The organism is Apibacter sp. B3546 (assembly GCF_009827885.1).
In the GTDB taxonomy this organism is placed as follows: Bacteria; Bacteroidota; Bacteroidia; order Flavobacteriales; family Weeksellaceae; genus Apibacter.
On sequence record NZ_WINW01000002.1, the window covers coordinates 148,354 to 167,981 of the forward strand.

15 protein-coding genes are annotated in these 19,628 nt (G+C 29.1%); 9 read left to right on the forward strand and 6 right to left on the reverse strand.

Annotated elements, in window-relative coordinates; all coding sequences use genetic code 11:
- Positions 1 to 55: 55 nt before the first annotated feature.
- From GFU93_RS00800 to GFU93_RS00825, 6 genes are all read left to right on the forward strand, one after another.
- The gene (locus tag GFU93_RS00800) at positions 56 to 298 is read left to right on the forward strand and encodes a hypothetical protein (protein WP_160566223.1); all 243 of its coding nucleotides are present in this window, start codon (positions 56 to 58) and stop codon (positions 296 to 298) included.
- A gap of 283 nt (positions 299 to 581) precedes the next feature.
- Positions 582 to 3,617, forward strand: a complete 3,036-nt coding sequence (locus tag GFU93_RS00805; RefSeq protein ID WP_160566226.1) for a type I restriction endonuclease subunit R — start codon at positions 582 to 584, stop codon at positions 3,615 to 3,617.
- Positions 3,604 to 4,911, forward strand: coding sequence for a restriction endonuclease subunit S (locus GFU93_RS00810; protein ID WP_160566229.1), 1,308 nt, complete (start codon positions 3,604 to 3,606; stop codon positions 4,909 to 4,911). The genes GFU93_RS00805 and GFU93_RS00810 overlap by 14 nt, the downstream gene beginning before the upstream one ends.
- Before the next feature lie 3 nt (positions 4,912 to 4,914).
- The gene (locus tag GFU93_RS00815; RefSeq protein ID WP_160566231.1) at positions 4,915 to 6,033 is read left to right on the forward strand and encodes an AAA family ATPase; all 1,119 of its coding nucleotides are present in this window, start codon (positions 4,915 to 4,917) and stop codon (positions 6,031 to 6,033) included.
- A 20-nt stretch (positions 6,034 to 6,053) separates the two neighbouring features.
- Positions 6,054 to 7,685 carry a type I restriction-modification system subunit M gene (locus GFU93_RS00820; RefSeq protein WP_160566234.1) on the forward strand — a complete coding sequence of 544 codons (1,632 nt, stop codon included), beginning with the start codon at positions 6,054 to 6,056 and terminating at the stop codon, positions 7,683 to 7,685.
- A 1,638-nt stretch (positions 7,686 to 9,323) separates the two neighbouring features.
- Entirely contained in the window at positions 9,324 to 9,962 is a 639-nt protein-coding gene (locus GFU93_RS00825) for a porin family protein (protein WP_160566237.1), read from the forward strand.
- A 284-nt stretch (positions 9,963 to 10,246) separates the two neighbouring features.
- Here the strand turns inward: GFU93_RS00825 and GFU93_RS00830 are convergent, their stop codons facing one another.
- Positions 10,247 to 11,269 (reverse strand): asparaginase, encoded by a 1,023-nt coding sequence (locus GFU93_RS00830; RefSeq protein ID WP_185150446.1) that lies wholly within the window; start codon positions 11,267 to 11,269, stop codon positions 10,247 to 10,249.
- Between the two features lie 67 nt (positions 11,270 to 11,336).
- On the opposite strand from GFU93_RS00830, the gene GFU93_RS00835 reads away from it, so the two are divergent.
- From GFU93_RS00835 to GFU93_RS00845, 3 genes are all read left to right on the forward strand, one after another.
- Positions 11,337 to 12,017 (forward strand): RNA methyltransferase, encoded by a 681-nt coding sequence (locus GFU93_RS00835; RefSeq protein ID WP_160566240.1) that lies wholly within the window; start codon positions 11,337 to 11,339, stop codon positions 12,015 to 12,017.
- Entirely contained in the window at positions 12,014 to 12,901 is an 888-nt protein-coding gene (locus tag GFU93_RS00840; RefSeq protein WP_160566243.1) for a hypothetical protein, read from the forward strand. Before GFU93_RS00835 ends, GFU93_RS00840 begins: the two co-directional genes overlap by 4 nt.
- An 87-nt stretch (positions 12,902 to 12,988) precedes the next feature.
- The gene (locus GFU93_RS00845) at positions 12,989 to 13,522 is read left to right on the forward strand and encodes a GNAT family N-acetyltransferase (protein WP_160566246.1); all 534 of its coding nucleotides are present in this window, start codon (positions 12,989 to 12,991) and stop codon (positions 13,520 to 13,522) included.
- Positions 13,523 to 13,593: 71 nt separating this feature from the next.
- Here GFU93_RS00845 and gyrB read toward each other — a convergent pair whose 3' ends face one another.
- The 5 genes from gyrB to GFU93_RS00870 all read right to left on the reverse strand — a co-directional run bounded on the left by gyrB (position 13,594) and on the right by GFU93_RS00870 (position 19,176).
- The gene (gene gyrB / locus GFU93_RS00850; RefSeq protein ID WP_160543257.1) at positions 13,594 to 15,531 is read right to left on the reverse strand and encodes a DNA topoisomerase (ATP-hydrolyzing) subunit B; all 1,938 of its coding nucleotides are present in this window, start codon (positions 15,529 to 15,531) and stop codon (positions 13,594 to 13,596) included.
- A gap of 158 nt (positions 15,532 to 15,689) precedes the next feature.
- On the reverse strand, positions 15,690 to 16,448 hold the full coding sequence (gene tpiA / locus GFU93_RS00855) for a triose-phosphate isomerase (RefSeq protein WP_160566249.1): 759 nt from the start codon (positions 16,446 to 16,448) through the stop codon (positions 15,690 to 15,692).
- A 17-nt stretch (positions 16,449 to 16,465) separates the two neighbouring features.
- Positions 16,466 to 17,560, reverse strand: coding sequence for a BT_3928 family protein (locus GFU93_RS00860; RefSeq protein WP_160566251.1), 1,095 nt, complete (start codon positions 17,558 to 17,560; stop codon positions 16,466 to 16,468).
- Between the two features lie 10 nt (positions 17,561 to 17,570).
- Complete coding sequence (locus GFU93_RS00865) at positions 17,571 to 18,113, reverse strand: DUF1599 domain-containing protein (protein WP_105297706.1); 543 nt, start codon at positions 18,111 to 18,113, stop codon at positions 17,571 to 17,573.
- 25 nt (positions 18,114 to 18,138) lie between these two features.
- A complete protein-coding gene (locus GFU93_RS00870) occupies positions 18,139 to 19,176 on the reverse strand; it encodes an acyltransferase (RefSeq protein WP_160566254.1) in 1,038 nt (345 codons plus the stop codon).
- Between the last annotated feature and the right edge of the window lie 452 nt (positions 19,177 to 19,628).

Here is a 19,628-nt window from a genome sequence, read left to right on the forward strand (position 1 = left end):
TTTTTTTGTTACACTTTTTTAAATTTGTAACAAAAATTTTGTTACAACTTGTAATATGGACAATTTAAGTATACGATTTGTTTTTGATAGGCGAAATGAAATAGCAAAGGGGAAAACGTTAGCGCCTTTGCATATTGAAGTTAGACAAGATAAATCTACGAAACGTATATTAATACCAACGGGGATCAAATTAAAATCTTCTGAATTTACACCCAAAAACGGATTTACCTGCAAGAATCATCCTAATGCATCTGCCATAACCGCTAAGGCTCATCGGATCCCATTATTATTTCGGTAATTTATATTTTTAAACTCTATATTTTACTGCTTTTCCCATAATTAACATAAAAATAGATTAAAAAAATACCCATTCGGGATGAAAAAAATTGAATTTTCTTAAGGGCTTAGATGAGATAATATTAGAATAGTAAATATGATTTATGATCATTAATAAGCGTTGCTTTTTATGTATATTTGTACTATTTATCTAATTAACTTGTAACAGAACATATAAACTATTAACCATCTGTAATTAACAGAACAGGGAAAAAAATATATCATTTTGGCATATACATTTATATATGATTAAAGAAATAGAAATAGAGAAAAAATTAATTAAACAACTTTCAGAGTTAAAATATAATTATCGCCCGGATATAGTTGATAGAAAAACGCTTGAGAAAAACTTTAAAGCCAAATTTGAAAAGCTTAACCGTGTTCATCTTACAGAGAGTGAGTTTTCTCGACTTCGGGAAGAAATAATTAATTCCGATGTATTTACTACATCCAAAATGTTGCGTGAAAAACAATACTTCCTGCGTGAAGATGGAACTCCTCTACACTATACCTTGGTAAACATCAAAGATTGGTGTAAAAATGATTATGAAGTCATACATCAATTACGCATTAATACAGAAAACAGTCATCAACGTTATGATGTTATTCTTTTAATCAATGGTTTGCCTGTGGTGCAGATTGAATTAAAGAAGTATGATATATCGCCGCGAAAAGCCATGCAGCAAATAGTGGATTATAAAAACGATCCGGGCAACGGTTACAGAAATTCTCTACTTTGCTTTATGCAGTTATTTATAGTGAGTAATGTAAGCAGAACCTTATACTTTGCGAATAATAAAAATGAGCATTTTGCATTTAATGCAGATGAACAATTTCTTCCGGTTTATGAATTAGCTGACATCAATAATAACAAGATTAATAATCTTTATGATTTTGCTGATAAATTCCTCAAAAAATGCACACTTGGAGAAATGATTAGCAAATATATGGTACTGGTGGAAAGCGAACAAAAATTGCTTGTGATGCGTCCGTATCAGATTTATGCAGTAGAGGCTATTATTAAATCTATTAAACAAAACAGAAGAAATGGTTACATTTGGCATACCACAGGAAGTGGTAAAACCCTAACTTCTTTCAAAGCCTCTACTTTGATGAAAGATATGCCTGATATTGAAAAATGTTTGTTTGTGGTTGACCGGAAAGATCTCGATAGACAAACCCGGGAGGAATTCAATAGATTTCAGGAAGGGAGTGTAGAAGAAAATACCAATACAGAAACATTGGTAAGGCGTTTGCTTTCTACCGACTATGCAGACAAAGTAATTGTTACTACCATCCAAAAATTGGGTTTGGCTTTAGCTGAGGAAGATAGTAAGCATAACAAAGCAAAGGAAAAAAACGGTAAAGAAATTTATAAAAAGAGGTTAGAACCTTTGAAAGATAAACGTATGGTTTTCATTTTTGACGAATGCCATCGTTCTCAATTTGGAAATTATAATACAGCGATAAAAGCGTTTTTTCCCAATGCACAGCTATTTGGTTTTACAGGTACACCCATTTTTGAAGATAATGCGACTAATGTTATAAGAGAAGATGGAAAAGCAACATACAAAGTGACAGAAGATATATTTGATCAAGTGTTGCATAAATATACCATCACTCATGCTATTGATGATAGAAATGTATTGCGTTTTCACATAGATTTTTTTAAAGGCAAAAATTCTACTAAAATAAATCAGGGAGAAACGGTTGAACGAAAGGCTGTTGTGGAGTCCATCTTGGAGAAGCATAATGGAGCAACCAACAACAGAAAATTTAATGCTATTTTGGCTACTGCTTCTATCAACAATGCTATTGAATACTATCAGTTATTCAAAAAAGTTCAGAAAAAGAAACAAAGCGAAAATCCTGATTATCTGCCGTTGAATATTGCTTGTGTATTTTCACCACCCGCTCAGTTAATTGCTAAGGATGGAGACCGTCAAAGCCAAAAGAATGCAGCAGATATCAAGCAACTTCAGGAAGATTTAATTCAGGAAAGAGAAGACAATACACAAAACCCTGAAGAAAAGAAAAGAGCTTTAACGGAAATTATTACCGATTACAATATACAATACGGTACGAATCATAGCATCCATGAGTTTGATTTATACTATCAGGACGTACAAAAACGCATTAAAGATCAAAAATATAGTAATAAAGATTATCCACATAAAAATAAAATTGATATTACCATAGTAGTGGATATGTTGCTCACAGGTTTTGACAGCAAATACCTTAATACTTTGTACGTAGACAAAAACCTAAAATATCACGGACTGATTCAGGCATTTTCACGAACCAATCGGGTACTCAATGATTCCAAGCCTTACGGCAATATCTTAGATTTCCGTTCGCAGCAGGATGCCGTAAATCAAGCTATCGCTCTTTTTTCGGGAGAAGACAGTGGACAGTCCAGAAAAATTTGGCTGGTTGATCCTGCTCCGGTAATTATTGAAAAATATAAAGAAGCCGTAGATAAATTGGGAGATTTTATGCAACAACAAAACCTTGTTAATGAACCGCAAGAAGTATACGGATTGAGAGGAGATGCTGCAAGGATTACCTTTGTGAAAAATTTTAAAGAGGTACAACGGCTTAAAACCCAGCTTGATCAATATACAGACTTGGATGAAGATCAAAAAACTACCATCGAAACCATTTTACCTTACGAAACTTTACAAAGATTTAGAAGTTCGTATTTGGAAACAGCGAAGCGACTAAGAGAAATCCAGCAAAAAGGAGGCGATGAAGTACCGCCCGAAATTCAACAACTGGATTTTGAATTTGTATTGTTTGCCTCTGCTATAATAGACTATGATTATATCATGAATCTGATTGCAGACAATACGCAAAAGAAACCTTCTAAGCATAAGATGACTAAAGAACAGGTAATTAGTTTGCTGAAATCCAATTCCAATTTAATGGAAGAAGAAGAAGATTTAACCGAATATATCAACAGTTTGGATTGGAACAGCGGTCAGGATGTAAAGTCGCTTTATCAAGGGTACAATACATTTAAAGTTCAAAAACACAACAAAGAACTAGCTGCCATAGCTCACAAGTACGGATTAGAAACAGCAGACCTGAAAGCTTTTGTAGAAGAGATCATGAGCCGGATGATTTTTGACGGGGAAAAGCTTACGGATTTATTAGAACCCTTAAGCTTAGGCTGGAAAGAACGCAGGGTTAAAGAATTAGCATTGATGGAAGACCTAGTACCCCAATTAAATAAATTAGCCCAAGGACGTGAAATATCAGGATTAGATGCTTATGAGTAAGAAAAAAGAATTAATACCCAAATTGCGTTTTCCTGAGTTTGTGGATGAAGGTGAATGGGATACTAAGAAATTAGGGGAAATTTCAGAAATTGTTCGTGGTGGTTCTCCAAGACCTATTCAAGATTTTTTGACTACTAATGAAAGTGGACTAAATTGGTTGAAAATAGCAGATGTCTCTTCTGATTCAAAATATATAACTGAAACAAAAGAAAAAATAATAAAGGAAGGTTTAAGCAGTACCAGAGAAGTAAATCCGGGTGATTTAATCCTATCTAACTCAATGAGTTTTGGACGTCCTTATATTCTTAAAATTAAAACTTGTATTCATGATGGATGGATAGCAATAAGAAATATTTCCAATAAAACTTTTGAATATTATTTATACTATTTTATTTTATCAGAGGCAAGTCAAAAATATTTTCATACAAATGCGGCAGGAGCAGCAGTAAAAAATTTAAATGCAGACATAATTAAATTACTTCCAATTTATTTATCTAAGGATAAAAGAGAACAACAAAAAATAGCTTCTTGCCTCTCTTCCTTAGATGAGGTCATAGCATCTGAGAGCCAAAAGCTGGATCTGCTTAAAGACCACAAAAAAGGATTAATGCAAAAGCTTTTTCCTCAAGAAGGGGAAAAAGTACCTAAATATCGGTTTAAAGAGTTCGATAATGATGGAGAGTGGGTAGAGAAACCTATAGATAAGATAAAAACAATTTTAACTGATTATGTAGCAAATGGAAGTTTTCAATCTCTTAGAAAAAATTTGAATGTTTTAGATTCAGAAGACTATGCTTTTTATGTTAGATTGACCGATTTAAGAGCTGGATTAGGGCATTCAAATCAAAAATATGTAGATAAGAACACATATTTATTCTTAAATAAATCATCGCTCTTTGGCGGTGAACTTTTAATGGCAAATATAGGAGCAAACGTTGGTGAAGTTTGGCAGATGCCATTTATTGAAAAGCCAGCTACATTAGCTCCTAATATGATAATGATAAAATTTAAATCTGATATAGATAATCAATTTATTTATCAATACCTAACAAGTGATATTGGCGTTGCAAATATTTCATCTGTAATTTCAGGAAGCGGTCATCCTAAGATTAATAAAACTGATTTAAGACAAGTCAAAGTTTTTATGCCTCCAAAATTAGAAGAACAACAAAAAATCGCTTCTTGTCTTTCATTTTTAGATGCTCTAATCACATCTAAAACAGAGAAGATAAAACAATTAAAACTGCATAAAAAAGGGTTGATGCAGAGATTGTTTCCTAAAATAAACGACTAAAATATGAGTGAAATAACTATTTTTACAGACCTTGCAGAAGTAGCCCAACATCTCCGAAAAGACTTAATAGGAGATAATCGTAAAATGAAAAATTTGGTATTATTATTTGCTCATAATGGTAGTGGTAAAACACGGCTTTCCATGGAATTTAAACAGGCCGGAAAAAAGGTTGATGTTGATGGTAATGTAACCAGTCGGGATACTTTATATTTCAATGCATTTACTGAAGATTTATTTTTCTGGAATAATGACCTTGAAAATGATACCAACCGAGTACTTAAATTAAATCCTGACTCTGTATTTTTTGACGGATTACATGAGTTGGATTTGGATGTCAAAATTGAATCATTCTTTAATAATTATGCAGATTTAAATTTCGACATCGATTATGATACCTCCACCGTAGCTTTTTCACGAAGCATGATTGTTGACGGAAATGAACAAACTATAGAGAATATTAAAATCTCAAGAGGAGAAGAAACCTTATTTATATGGTGTTTTTTTCTTGCCATTTGTCAGTTAGCTATTGATAAAGACCCTGCATACAGTTGGGTGAAGTATATTTACATTGATGATCCCATATCCTCCCTTGATGAAAATAATGCTATTGCGGTTGCTTGTGATTTATGTAATTTAATTACCACAGAAGGTAACATGATTAAAACGGTAATTTCAACGCATCACAGCTTGTTCTTTAACGTACTTTTCAATGAATTTGGTAGAAAAAAACTGCAGTATAAACGTTATTTTTTACATAGTAAAGGAACTGATGGATATGCTTTACAAAATACCAAAGATACCCCTTTTTTTCATCATATAGCCATACTGAGCGAATTAAAAAAAGTCTGTGAATCAAATAAAATTTATACATATCATTTTAATTCCTTGAGAAGTATTTTAGAAAAAACGGCAACTTTTTTTGGATATGATAAAATTGATAAATGTATTGTCGGTTTAGAAGATGAAGTGCTTTTTGAACGGGCATTACAATTATTCAGCCATGGTAAATATTCAATATTCGACCCCCTAGAAATGGGAGATGACAACAAAGAACTTTTCAAAAGAATTTTTACCGGTTTTACAGAAAAGTACGAATTTCATTTTCCAGAAATATTTAACTAAGAAACTTAAACAGATACAGTATGACACAACAAGATAAAAATAAATTAGGGGATACACTTTGGGATATAGCAGATCAATTGCGAGGAGCCATGAATGCGGATGACTTTCGTGACTATATGCTTTCATTTCTCTTTCTCCGGTATCTGTCTTTTAACTATGAAGAAGCAGCCAAAAAGGAATTAGGAAAAGATTATCCCGAAAGTTCTTCTAAAGATAACCGAGATGATTTTATTATACCTCTCCCTTTACAATTCTGGTACGACAAAAACCAAGAGGATATAGAAAATTTTGAAATGCAGATGCGTAGAAAAGTGCATTATGTTATCAAACCTAAATATTTATGGAGTAATGTTATCGAACTGGCTCGTACTCAAGATAATGATTTATTGGAAACACTTCAAAAAGGGTTCCGTTACATTGAAAACGAATCGTTTGAAACCACATTTAAAGGTTTGTTTTCTGAAATCAACTTGAACTCGGAAAAACTCGGAAAAACTTCCAAAGAAAGAAATGATAAGCTTTGTAAGATAATTACAAAAATAGCCGAAGGCATTGCTGATTTTTCTACAGATACCGATACTCTTGGAGATGCTTATGAATATTTGATTGGAAAATTTGCCGCCGGTTCAGGAAAAAAGGCAGGAGAGTTTTATACACCACAACAAATTTCAACCATTCTTTCCAGAATTGTTATCTTAGATACTCAAGACCCTGTAAGAGGTCCAAAATCTAAATTAGACAAAGTATTGGATTTTGCCTGTGGTTCGGGTTCGTTACTATTAAATGTAAGAACCAAATTAAGGGAAAATGGCGGTACTATAGGGAAAATATACGGGCAGGAAAAAAACGTAACGACTTACAATCTGGCACGTATGAACATGCTTCTACACGGTATGAAAGATACCGAGTTTGAAATTTTCCACGGAGACACTTTGCTTAACCAATGGGATATATTGAACGAAATGAATCCTTCTAAAAAGATCGAATTTGATGCCATAGTAGCTAATCCACCTTTTAGTTTACGTTGGGAGCCGAACGATACTCTGGCAGAAGATTTTCGTTTTAAAAGTCATGGCTTGGCACCAAAATCAGCAGCTGATTTTGCTTTTTTATTACACGGATTTCACTTTTTAGCTAAAGAAGGAACTATGGCTATTATATTGCCTCATGGTGTTTTATTTCGCGGAGGAGCAGAGGAGCGAATACGAACTAAGCTATTAAAAGATAATAATATTGACACGGTTATTGGATTACCCTCCAATTTATTCTACTCAACAGGTATTCCGGTATGTATTCTGGTTTTGAAAAAATGTAAAAAAGAGGATGATATTTTGTTTATTAATGCCGGTGAACATTATGAAAAAGGTAAAAGGCAAAATTCATTAGAAGATAAACATATAGATAAAATTGTCGAAACCTATCAGCACCGATATGAAATAGAACGATATTCTCGTAAAGTTTCGATGGAAGAAATTGTGAAAAATGGGTATATCCTAAATATTTCGAGATATGTAGATATATCAGAAGAGGAAGTACCAATTGATTTACAAGAGGTGAATAAAAAATTGATATCAATAAACGAAAGCATAAAAACAAATACGGATAAACATAATGAATTTCTAAAAGAGCTGGGGTTACCTCCTATTAACTAATAGGAAGAGTTATAAATTTAATGCAAGGCGCAAATATCTATATTTAGATACTTGCGAAAAACTTGAATAAAACTACACTGAACGTACTATTATCAAATAAATATTTTAAGATTATCTTTAATATAATAATTAGGAATTTGAATATTCTACATCATAATAAAAGTTTACTTTAGAATATAAAAAATCACTCTGTATTGAGTAATTCAGAGTGATTTAGAATGTTCAATTAATTTTTCTATGTCTAATATGTCAAATGTCTAATTTAAATATATACAAATTTATAATAAAAGATTTATGTGACCAAAAAATTCATGATTTAAAATACAACAATCTATTTTTTCTCATAAATAAATATAAATTTAAAGCCTTATAAAATTATAATTATAGCTTATACCAAAGACTATAGTTGGTATTCATCCGTTTTTAATGTCGGTGCCAAAGCAGCCTCCAATAAATACCTATACCAACGGATATATTTTTTTCTTTATTGGTATTATTTCCAACACAGTGGTAATGGTTACACCATTGATATTATTAATACTATAGTTAATCGTACTAGTGAGTTTTTAATAATTGATTCTTTTTTATAATTAAATAATCATAAAAAAAGGAATATGATAACATATTCCCTTTATTTTTTTAAGCTTAAAATTTTTATAATCACTTTAAAATATTAGTCACATATATATTTAAAATCTATATTCAACTAAAATACAAGATAATATATATTGTAATGATAAATATGTTTTTAAGACGTTGCTATTTTTAACATTTTAGCAAAACAATAAAATAATGTTAAAGCAATAAATAATAAGGAATTTTCTAAATTAAGAGCGGAAATAATTCTTCTAAATTTCATAAGGCGTTTATTAGTGTTAATTTTATGCAAAAATACTATTATTTTTTTAAAAATCAATATTTCCCTTACTTAATTTTTAATATTTTAAATATAAAAAATAAAAATATACATATTTATATTAATAAACACATTTAAAAATATATATCATTATATAAACATAAAATATAAAACTCATTTCATTTTGATTTATTTTTTAATTAAATTTAATACATTAAATAAAATGCTATTATTTAATATAAAATATTAGCAACTATTTTAAATATAATAGTGTTAATTTTTAAATAAATATCATCTTATTTATTAATTTTTATGATAATAATTTAAAAATAATAAAATTTACTTCACATAATTAAAAAATTTATTATAAAAGTTTTTTATAATAATTTTTTTTTTTATAATTTTATACTATTAAATGTTATTTTTTAAATTAAAAAAAATTTTTAATTAGGTCATGGTTAGCTTAATCCTAGTTATAAATAGTAACATATTTAGATTTAAAAAATAATTATTTTAAGTGCATACGAATTAAATATTAAGAAATAAATTAAATTAAAAAAGTTATTTATAAATATTTTTTCTTGTATTAATATAAACAAATGATATAAAATACAAATAAATAATCTTTAATTATTACATATATTTTATATTTATTTAATGATATTTTCTCAGATTATTTTCATTTTTATATTTTAAAATAATGTTTATATTTGCGCAAATGTTAAATTTTTTATAAAAGTTTATTAATATATTTAAAATATTTACAAGTTATATTTCATAAAATGATTAAAAATTTACAAATTTTTTATGTAGTAATTTTATTTTTAAGTTTTTCTACATTAAAATCGCAAGTTAAATTTGGTGTAAAAGGGAGTTTACAATTTACAAATATCAGAAATGTGCATAAACACTCAGATACCCGTATTTTTGCACCTGCAGTAGGTTTGTTTGCACAAATTCCTTTTAATGACTTCAACGATAGTTGGTTTTTTAAGCCTGAAATAGTTTATTCTGAACAAGGAGAAAAAGATGGTAAAGATATTAATGTTAAATTTTATCAGACTTATATTAACATTCCGTTAATGGTTAAGTACTATTTTGGAGATTTCATATTCCCTCCTTGCTGTAGAGGAAAAGAAACACACGAATTTTTTATAGAAGCCGGTCCACAGATTGGTTATTTAATTCATGAAAAAAATAAACACAGAGACAAAAAATGGTACGGAGGAGCTTCAAAATTTGATATTTCAGCAGGATTAGGAGGTGGAATTAGCTTTGCTCGTAAACACGAAATAGGTATCAGATATAATTGGGGGTTAAATAATATTTATGATAACAATAAAGTGTATTCTAAGAATGGAAAATGGTTTAAATCTCATAATACATCTAATCTAGGAGTTTCTTATTTTTACTTTTTCTAATATAAACATACTTTTTCAATTAATATTATTTCATCATTTTTTATTAATTAATGTTTAATATAAAAAGTATTTATTTAAATAATATCTTATCTTAATATCGATAATACTTAATATTGTGATATTAATATAAAATAATTTTATTTATTAATATTTATAATTTTGTATATAAAGTTATATTTATATACTATAATAAAAGTAAATTATAAGAAATAAATATATTAGCCTAGTTTACAAGCAATTTTAATTATTTTAAAGACTAAAATAATGGTTGAAATTAGTTAATTTTAATTAGTTATTTCACCGGATAAATTTTCCTCAAACTGTTTTTTGAGTATTTTACCATTTAAATTTTGTCCGAGTAAATGCATTAGCTTAGTTGTAGCGGCTTCTACTGTTATATCATAACCACATATTACTCCTAAATCTTTAAATATGAGGCTATTATGATATTTTCCAAAATTTACATTTCCTCTTACACACTGTGTAATAACTATAATTTCTTTTCCTAACTCCTTAGCTTTATGTAAGGCTCTTAATGTTTCTTTGTCGGAAGGAATATTTCCCGAACCAAAGGTTCTTAAGATAATCCCTTCTAGATCATTGTCTGAAACCATTCGATCTAATAAATACTTATTTTTTCCCGGAAAAAATGTGAATATATCAATTTTATTAGCAAGATTTTTATTTACCTTAAAATCTGTATGACCAGGTTTTAAAAGATATTCTTTAAAAACTCCAAGATTAACGCCGGACTCTCCTAATTTAGGATAATTGGGAGAAATATAAGCATCAAAATGTTCTGCTGAGAATTTGGTTGTTCTGTTTGCTCTATATAATTTATATTCAAAATAAATACACACTTCGTTGATAACTGGCTTATCATTCTCATATAAAGAAGCATAATAAATTGAAGTTATCAAATTTTCTTTGGCATCTGTTCGTAATTCACCAATTGGCAATTGAGATCCCGTAAATACTACAGGTTTTTTCAATCCTTGTAACATAAAACTCATCATAGAAGCAGTGTAGGACATCGTATCCGTTCCGTGCAATATTACAAATCCGTCATATTTGAAATAAGAATTTTCAAGTATATTACCTAATTTAATCCAATCATGAATATCTATGTCTGAAGAATCAATAGGTTTTTCAAATACGTTGATATCTATATCTACATCAATTAGTTCTATCTCGGGTATATGCTTTAATAGCGCATTAAAATCAAAAGGTTTTAGTGTTCCGGTACTATACTCTTTGATCATTCCTATAGTTCCTCCTGTATAAATTAATAAAATTTTACGTTTCATCTATATTTCTCGGTTTTAAATTGCAATTTATGAAAATATTAACAGCTTTAATTGTTATTTTTGAAACATGATTTCAAAAGAATTTTTGAATAATTTGGATTTATATAACTATTTAACAGATTTTATATCAAAAGAAAAATTTGAAAAAATAGAAAATTTAGTTAACTACAGGTCAAACTATGTACTTCCCATACTTGAAGATCTGTATCAATATCGTAATGCCGGTGCCATAGTTAGAAGTATGGAAGCTTTTGGGTTTCAATCATTGATTGCCTTGGAAAACAGAAATGAATTTAAGCCGGAAAGTACCGTAGCAAGAGGAGCCGATAAATGGGTTGATATCTCTTATAAATCTTCAAATCTGGAATCTTTAAAAGAGATTAAAGAAAACGGATATCAACTGGTAGCAGTTTCTCCTGAAAAAAATGCTATAGATATTTATGATTTTCAACTAACTCAGCCAACAGCTTTAATTTTTGGTACTGAATTTAAAGGTATAAATGAAGAAACTTTAAATTATGCTGATGCGTGTATTAAAATTCCAATGATAGGTTTTACAGAAAGTCTTAATGTTTCTGTAGCAGCCGGAATATGTTTTTATGAAATGAGAAAGAAATTGGAAGATAGTCATTTAAATTGGCAGTTAACTGAAATTCAAAAACTTAATTTAAAAATAAAATGGGCTATAAAATCGGTAAGTTCAGGTGAGGAAATTGCAGCTCATTATATTAAATCTTTAAAACAATGAATAAAACACCTATTATACTTTTAAGTTTTATCTGTGCTTTTGCACATTCTCAAACTATTGAAGAATCTTCATATACGGAAAAAAACAAGATTATGGAATCCTTAAGTTTTACATTACCAATTTGTAATAAGGATGTCTTAGTAACTACTTGGAAGAATTTTATCAAAAAACAAGGAGGTAAAGTGAAAGGTGGAATTGTTAATAAAGTGTATGGTTCAGATATTAAATTTTCACCAAATGGTGAAAGCTGGTTAGGAAATTTTGCATACGAATATAATGATGATAAAAGTATGACAATATTCACTTCTTTTCATAATTTATCCAATACTTTCATCAATTCAAATACTACTGAAAAAGAATTAGCAATCCCAGTTCTTGAAGATTTTAAATTAGATATTCAAAAATCTTGTGCAATTGATGATTTAACGAATGCAAAAAGTTTTACCATCAAGCTTACTAAAGAAAAAGTTCGTAATTCCGATAGAATTTTATATTTAGAAAAAATTATTCGTGACGATTACAATAAAATTGACTTAAAAGCCAACTCCAAAATTTCTGACAAAGAACAAGATAATCTAACTAAAATTAAAGAAAGGATAATTTTAAATGAAGCGGAGTTACAAACTTTAAAAAACCGTAATAAAGACATTGATCAAGAATTAAATTCTCAAATATTGGTCATTCAAGGTTTCCAAAACAAATTAGACACTCTAGAAGGTAAAGTTTCTACTGATGATCAGAGTGAAAATACTATTTCAACTGAAAGTGAACCGACTACTAATTATAATAATTCTCCTACCATTAGTACTGATAACAATGAAAATTTAAATACAACTGATCAAGAAAAAGATTATCATTCTTCAGATTATTTTGATAATCATTAATAAATTTGATTATTTTGAAATAAATTATATTCAATTTTTTAATAAAAGTGTTTACTCTCAATTTTAAATAAAATTCCATAAATTAATATGAAACTTGAAAAATTAAATCTTTTAGATCAAAATGAAATTACATTTGTCGAAAATAATTATACAAAATCTTTTCCTGTTGAAGAAAGGAGGCCTACGGATCAAATGTTTAAACTTTATGAAGATTATAAAGATAAATTTAAAATATTATTATGTATAAAAGAAAACGAAAGAATCGGTTTCATTACTTATTGGAAATTAAATACTTTTACATTTATTGAACATTTTGCGATTTCTTCTGTTCATAGACAAAAAGGATATGGAAGTAAGATTATGCAATTATTCATAGAAAAAATTTCACAACCTATTGTACTTGAAGTGGAACCTCCTACTTCACATTGGGATATACGTCGAATTAATTTTTATGAACGATTAGGATTCAAATTATGGAATGATATTGAATATAAACAACCTTCCTATCATCAGGATGGTAAAAGTTACCCAATGAAATTAATGTCTCTTCGTGAAATACAACTAGATAAAGAGGATATAAATGTTATAAAGTTAATACATTCTGAAGTGTATCAAGTTTAATCTAAAATATTACTAATAAAAAAAGCCTATTTAATAAAAATAGGCTTTTTTATATATAATGTTATAATATTTTAAGCATCAATATTTGCATAAACAGCATTTTTTTCAATAAATTCTCTACGTGGCGGCACATCATCTCCCATTAACATGGAGAATATACGATCAGCCTCAGATGCATTGTTGATGGTAACTTGTCTCAACGTTCTTTTTTCAGGATTCATAGTCGTATCCCAAAGCTGTTCAGCATTCATTTCTCCTAAACCTTTATACCTTTGAACGGTAAAACCTTTACCTTGAGCGTTACCTAATTGTGAAGCTATTTCCTCTCTATGTTTATCATCCCAGGCATAATATTCTTTATTTCCTTTTTTCAGTAAATATAAAGGAGGGGTTGCGATATAAATATATCCTTTTTCTATCATTTCTTTCATGTAACGGAAGAAAAAGGTTAATATTAAAGTTGTAATGTGAGAACCGTCTACATCCGCATCGGTCATAATTACCACTTTATGATATCTTAGCTTAGAAAGGTTTAATTCTTTGGAATCTTCTTCCGTACCTACAGATACCCCTAAGGCGGTATAAATGTTTTTTATTTCATCACTTTCAAATACTTTATAGCTAACAGCTTTTTCTACATTAAGTATTTTACCTCTCAATGGAAGGATCGCTTGAAAGTTTCTGTCTCTACCTTGTTTGGCTGTCCCCCCTGCTGAATCTCCTTCGACTAAGAATAATTCACTTTCCTCTGCTTTACGTGAAGAACAATCAGCTAATTTTCCAGGCAATCCGCTTCCTCCTAACGGAGATTTTCGTTGTACAAGTTCTCTTGCTTTTTTAGCCGCTTGTCGTGCTTTTGCTGCTAGAAGAACTTTTTGAACAATTTGTTTTGCTTCATTAGGATGTTCTTCCAGATAATTAGTTAACATTTCGGCAACTATTTTATCTACAGCAGAACTAACTTCCGAATTACCTAATTTAGTTTTGGTTTGTCCTTCAAACTGAGGTTCCATGACTTTAACGGAAACAACAGCAGTCAAACCTTCACGAAAATCGTCACCGGTAATTTCAACCTTTTCTTTTGCCAAATTAATATTTTCATCGGCATATTTTTTCAAGGTTCTGGTTAACGCCCTTCTAAACCCGGTTAAATGCGTTCCCCCTTCATGGGTATTGATATTATTTACATACGAATGAATATTTTCCGTATACGAAGTATTATATCTCATCGCAACTTCAACCGGTATTTCATCAATTTCTCCCTCCATATGGATGATTTCGTCCATCAAGGGTTCTCTGTTTTCATCTATAAATTCGACAAATTCCTCTAATCCTCTTTCAGAATAAAATTCTTCCGATCTAATGTTGCCTTCTTCATCTACTTCACGTTCATCTGATAAAGTAATAGTAATTCCTTTGTTCAAAAATGAAAGTTCACGAAGACGAGTGGCTAATGTATCGTAATTATAAATAGTTTCGGTAAAAATTGAACTGTCGGGAATAAATGTTACTGTAGTTCCTGTATGGGTGGAAACCCCAACAATTTCAACAGAAGTTAATGCAACCCCTTTAGAGTATTTTTGCTGGTATTGTTTACCGTCTCTGTTAACGGTAGCAATCAATTCAGTAGATAATGCATTGACACAGGACACTCCCACTCCATGCAATCCTCCGGAAACTTTATATGAATCTTTATCAAATTTCCCTCCTGCTCCAATTTTAGTCATAACCAATTCTAAAGCAGACAATCCCGTCTGCTTATTAGTATCAACAGGAATACCTCGACCGTTATCTTTTACCGTTATAGAATTATCTTTACCTATACTTACATTAATAGTATCGCAATACCCGGCTAAAGCCTCATCAATGGAATTGTCAACTACCTCATATACTAAATGATGTAATCCCCTAACTCCCACATCCCCAATATACATGGAGGGACGCATACGTACATGTTCAATTCCTTCAAGCGCTTGAATACTATCTGCAGTATATTTTTGTTCACTCATTTTTTAATCGTTAATTTATTTCAAGAAATGCTTACAAATATACGTAAAAATATTGATATTTACTAGTATTTAGGGTATTTCATACTCTATAAAACCAAATAAAAAAACAGATTCGAATCAATGAATCTGTTTTTTCTAAAACTTATTTTATAATGTAATTAAATTTCTTTGTATGTATTGATTAATGATCCAAAGTCTTTAACATTTAAAGAAGCCCCGCCGATTAATCCACCGTCAACATCCGGTTTTGAGAAAATTTCTTTAGCATTATCCGGTTTCACGCTTCCTCCATATAGAATGGATACTGAATCAGCTACTTCTTTTCCATATTTATCAGCAATTAATGAACGGATATATGCATGTATTTCTTGCGCTTGTTCCGGGGTAGCTGTTTCGCCTGTACCAATAGCCCAAACCGGTTCATAGGCAATTACCACTTTAACTATTTCTTCAGCGGATAAGTTAAATAAAGCAATTTCGGTTTGTCTTTTTACTACTTCAAAATGTTTACCTGCTTTTCTTTCTTCTAATAATTCTCCATTACAAAAAATAGGAGTTAAACCATTATCTAAAGCTATTTTAACTTTAGCTCCTATTTGTTCGTCTGTTTCTTTATGATATTGTCTTCTTTCAGAATGGCCAATGATAGAACCGTCTACCCGAATAGAGGTAAGCATTTCTGCGGAAATTTCTCCTGTATATGCTCCCGACTTGTGTTCGGAAATATCTTCAGAAAAAACTTGTACATTTTTATGATTTGCTTTGGCATTTTCTAAATATATAAATGGTATACCTACAACAACTTCACATTTAGGTGAATTAGATTGAATAAATGAGTCAATTTCTGCTAATAAAGCTTTAGCTTCAGGCAATGTTTTATTCATTTTCCAATTTCCGGCTACAATTTTTTTTCTCATATGTATGTTTATTAAGTTTATAATTTTTCTATTTCATTCACGGTTGGAAAATCATTACCATTATATTTGGCAACAACTATTCCTCTTTTTAATATTAGTACCCCGGGATTGCTTCTATTAATTGTTTTTAATGTTGTTTGATCTGTAATGCATGAAGATAAAGGATTCAAATATTGTGGATCATTCGTTAAAATAACAAAATTAAGTTTTTTCTCGTTAAATTGAAAAGTGATTTTTCTCAATTTAGCTCGTTCAATAATACTAAGTTTTTTTGCAAAAGGCACAGTAATTATTACTATTTTCTCTTGATCTAAAATATCTTGCGTTATATCATTTCCTAAACATTCTACTGTAAAATCATGTACCGAAGGCAATTTTGCCTCTTTTAAAATTTTAACCGAAGTATCATTAATCTTCCACGTTAGGGTATCTTTCCAAATTCCTGAACTGATATATTCCTCGGAATTCATTTTTTTTATCTCATTATTGGAGGTATTCTTGAGTGTGTATATAATTATATTTTGCTCCGGTTCACCGTCATTCATACCTGCTTTAAGATTTTTTCCCACAGCATAAGGTCTAAAATCAATAATAGGTAAATGAGCAATGCCTTGATAAACAGTCCATACACAGATAGCAAAAGATACACTCACGATTATCCAATTAATTTTTACAGAAAATACAGAACGGATGTATTTTGAACCGAAAACTAAGATTAAAATCATTACCAAAAGGACAATATCTTTTCCAAATGAAGTCCACGGTGATAATTTAAGAGCATCTCCAAAGCAACCACAATCAGTTACTTTGTGGAAATATGCAGAATAAAAAGTTAAAAATGAAAAGAAAATTATTAATAAAACTAAAGAAGAAAGTGTAAATTTTTTCCAAACTCCCAATAAAAGAAATACTCCCAACATGACTTCAAAAACTACAAAAAAAATAGACAACGGAAGTGCTAAGTGATGTAAGCTCGGCAGATTAAACACACTTTCTCCAAAATACTCTTCCAATTTATATGAAAATCCAATGGGATCAATAGTTTTAACATAACCGGAAATTATGAAAACTACTCCAACAAGTATTCTAAAAAATTGAGTTAAAAATTTCATGTAACAACAATTAATTAATTTCCTGATGAAGAATTAAAGCAAATACAGAATAATTTAGTATATCAAAATAATTGGCGTCTAAACCTTCGGAAACTAATGTTTTGCCTTCATTATTTTCAATTTGTTTTATACGCAATAATTTTTGCAAAATTAAATCTGTAATCGAACTTATTCTCAGATCTCTCCAAGCTTCTCCATAGTCATGGTTCTTACGCATCATTAAGTTTTTAGCCTGGCTAACCTTTTCATCGTAAAGCTGTTCAGCCTCTTCTAAATTTAAGTCAGGATTTTCAGCAATTCCTTTTTCCAATTGAATCAATGCCATAATAGAATAATTAACTATCGCTAAAAATTCTTCGTCGATTCCTTCTGAAATTTTTTGATTTCCTTTTTCCTGAATAGTTCTAATTCGATTGGCTTTGATATATATCTGATCTGTTAAGGAAGGCAATCGTAATATTCTCCAAGCCGATCCGTAATCAATCATTTTTTTTATAAATAATTCCTTACAAACTGAAATTACTGAATCAAATTGTTCTGATGTTTTTTCCATTATTCCATTAATACCTACAAATGTACTATTTAACTATATATTTTCCTAAAGGTATCTTATCTAAAGTATATAATATGATAATTGATATAAGTAAAGTACAAAAAGTAGTAATTGGAATAGAAAATAAAGGATTAAAAGAATATGCGTTTAAACCAAAATGTTCAATTAATCTCATGACTAATACATGTATTAAATATATTCCGTAACTGTATTCACTTATAAAAGATAATATTTTACTTTTTTTATTGAATACCGGAACTAAAAAGAAAAGTAAAAAAACGGAAAGAGCTTGAAATAAATCCCAGGGCTTATATTGCTCTATATAAAAATTGTTCATTTTAGATGTGATATAAGTATCAAAGCAAATTCCAAAAAGGGATAATAAATAAATAATTAAACATACATATACGTAATATTTAACACTATATTCATATTTTCTTCTTACTAAATAATATCCCAATACTAAATATCCCAGAAATTCAGAATATAGTTTTATATAGTTTACTAAATAAACCGTACTAAAAAAAGTGTAGAAAATTAAAAATATTATAAAACAAACGACTATAAAATATAATTGTTGTCTTGGATTACTATCTAAAATCCATTGATTAATTATGGGATATAATAGATAAATTCTTATAATCATGTAAATATACCACATATGATAGCTCGCTCCCGAAACCAATTCTAGATACGTATAGTCTATAACAAATCTATATCCCAGATCTACATGATCTTTATAATGAATATCTAGTATTTTAAAGAAAATATATATTAAGCTCCAAAACACAAAAGGTATTAATATTCTCCATAATTTTTTGGTAAAATGTTTAAAAGTGTATTGTTTTCCTAAAGATAACATACCGGTCATCATAACAAAAACCGGTACACCAAACCGAGCTATATTAATATAAAAGTTTGATATCCACCAACTTTTATTTGGAATACTTCCATAATGATGACTCATTATGGCGGACACATGTATTAAAATAATTCCTATAGCTGAAACAGCCCTAAGATTATCAATCCATATGATTTTATTTGTATTCACAGATTCTTTCATTTAATCCTAATTTTAAGAGCGCAAAAATAAATTAATTTTAATTACTATATCTTTATATTAATACTTGTTTACTAGTTGACTATAATATTAGTTACATAACAGATAAAAAATTTATTCATTTTATCTCTTTATTTTAAGATTAAATATAAAAACCTATTTGTCTATCGTTTCAAAAAATTGTTACAATATAATTTATTATACTAATTTAATAAATTTAAAAATTATTTTACATCAATAAAATTTATTATTTAGTAAAAAATATGCTATTATGTAAATTTAGGGATATAATACTATAAAAATTGTAGAAAGTTTATTCAGTAGCATTTATATTTTAAACAATTTTGAAACATTTGTGAAAATATAATTTTCAACTAAACTTCATTAATATAAAAAACGAAAGCTATTAAACTGTGTAACTATATTTACTTTAAACTTTATTTATTTTTTTAAAT

Coding starts and splice junctions, on each gene's coding strand:
- GFU93_RS00830 (WP_185150446.1), bottom strand. CDS start 11,269: ATGAAACGTAAAATTTTATTAATTTATACAGGAGGAACTATAGGAATG.
- tpiA (WP_160566249.1), bottom strand. CDS start 16,448: ATGAGAAAAAAAATTGTAGCCGGAAATTGGAAAATGAATAAAACATTG.
- GFU93_RS00825 (WP_160566237.1), top strand. CDS start 9,324: ATGATTAAAAATTTACAAATTTTTTATGTAGTAATTTTATTTTTAAGT.
- gyrB (WP_160543257.1), bottom strand. CDS start 15,531: ATGAGTGAACAAAAATATACTGCAGATAGTATTCAAGCGCTTGAAGGA.
- GFU93_RS00800 (WP_160566223.1), top strand. CDS start 56: ATGGACAATTTAAGTATACGATTTGTTTTTGATAGGCGAAATGAAATA.
- GFU93_RS00805 (WP_160566226.1), top strand. CDS start 582: ATGATTAAAGAAATAGAAATAGAGAAAAAATTAATTAAACAACTTTCA.
- GFU93_RS00810 (WP_160566229.1), top strand. CDS start 3,604: ATGCTTATGAGTAAGAAAAAAGAATTAATACCCAAATTGCGTTTTCCT.
- GFU93_RS00820 (WP_160566234.1), top strand. CDS start 6,054: ATGACACAACAAGATAAAAATAAATTAGGGGATACACTTTGGGATATA.
- GFU93_RS00835 (WP_160566240.1), top strand. CDS start 11,337: ATGATTTCAAAAGAATTTTTGAATAATTTGGATTTATATAACTATTTA.
- GFU93_RS00815 (WP_160566231.1), top strand. CDS start 4,915: ATGAGTGAAATAACTATTTTTACAGACCTTGCAGAAGTAGCCCAACAT.
- GFU93_RS00870 (WP_160566254.1), bottom strand. CDS start 19,176: ATGAAAGAATCTGTGAATACAAATAAAATCATATGGATTGATAATCTT.
- GFU93_RS00840 (WP_160566243.1), top strand. CDS start 12,014: ATGAATAAAACACCTATTATACTTTTAAGTTTTATCTGTGCTTTTGCA.
- GFU93_RS00860 (WP_160566251.1), bottom strand. CDS start 17,560: ATGAAATTTTTAACTCAATTTTTTAGAATACTTGTTGGAGTAGTTTTC.
- GFU93_RS00845 (WP_160566246.1), top strand. CDS start 12,989: ATGAAACTTGAAAAATTAAATCTTTTAGATCAAAATGAAATTACATTT.
- GFU93_RS00865 (WP_105297706.1), bottom strand. CDS start 18,113: ATGGAAAAAACATCAGAACAATTTGATTCAGTAATTTCAGTTTGTAAG.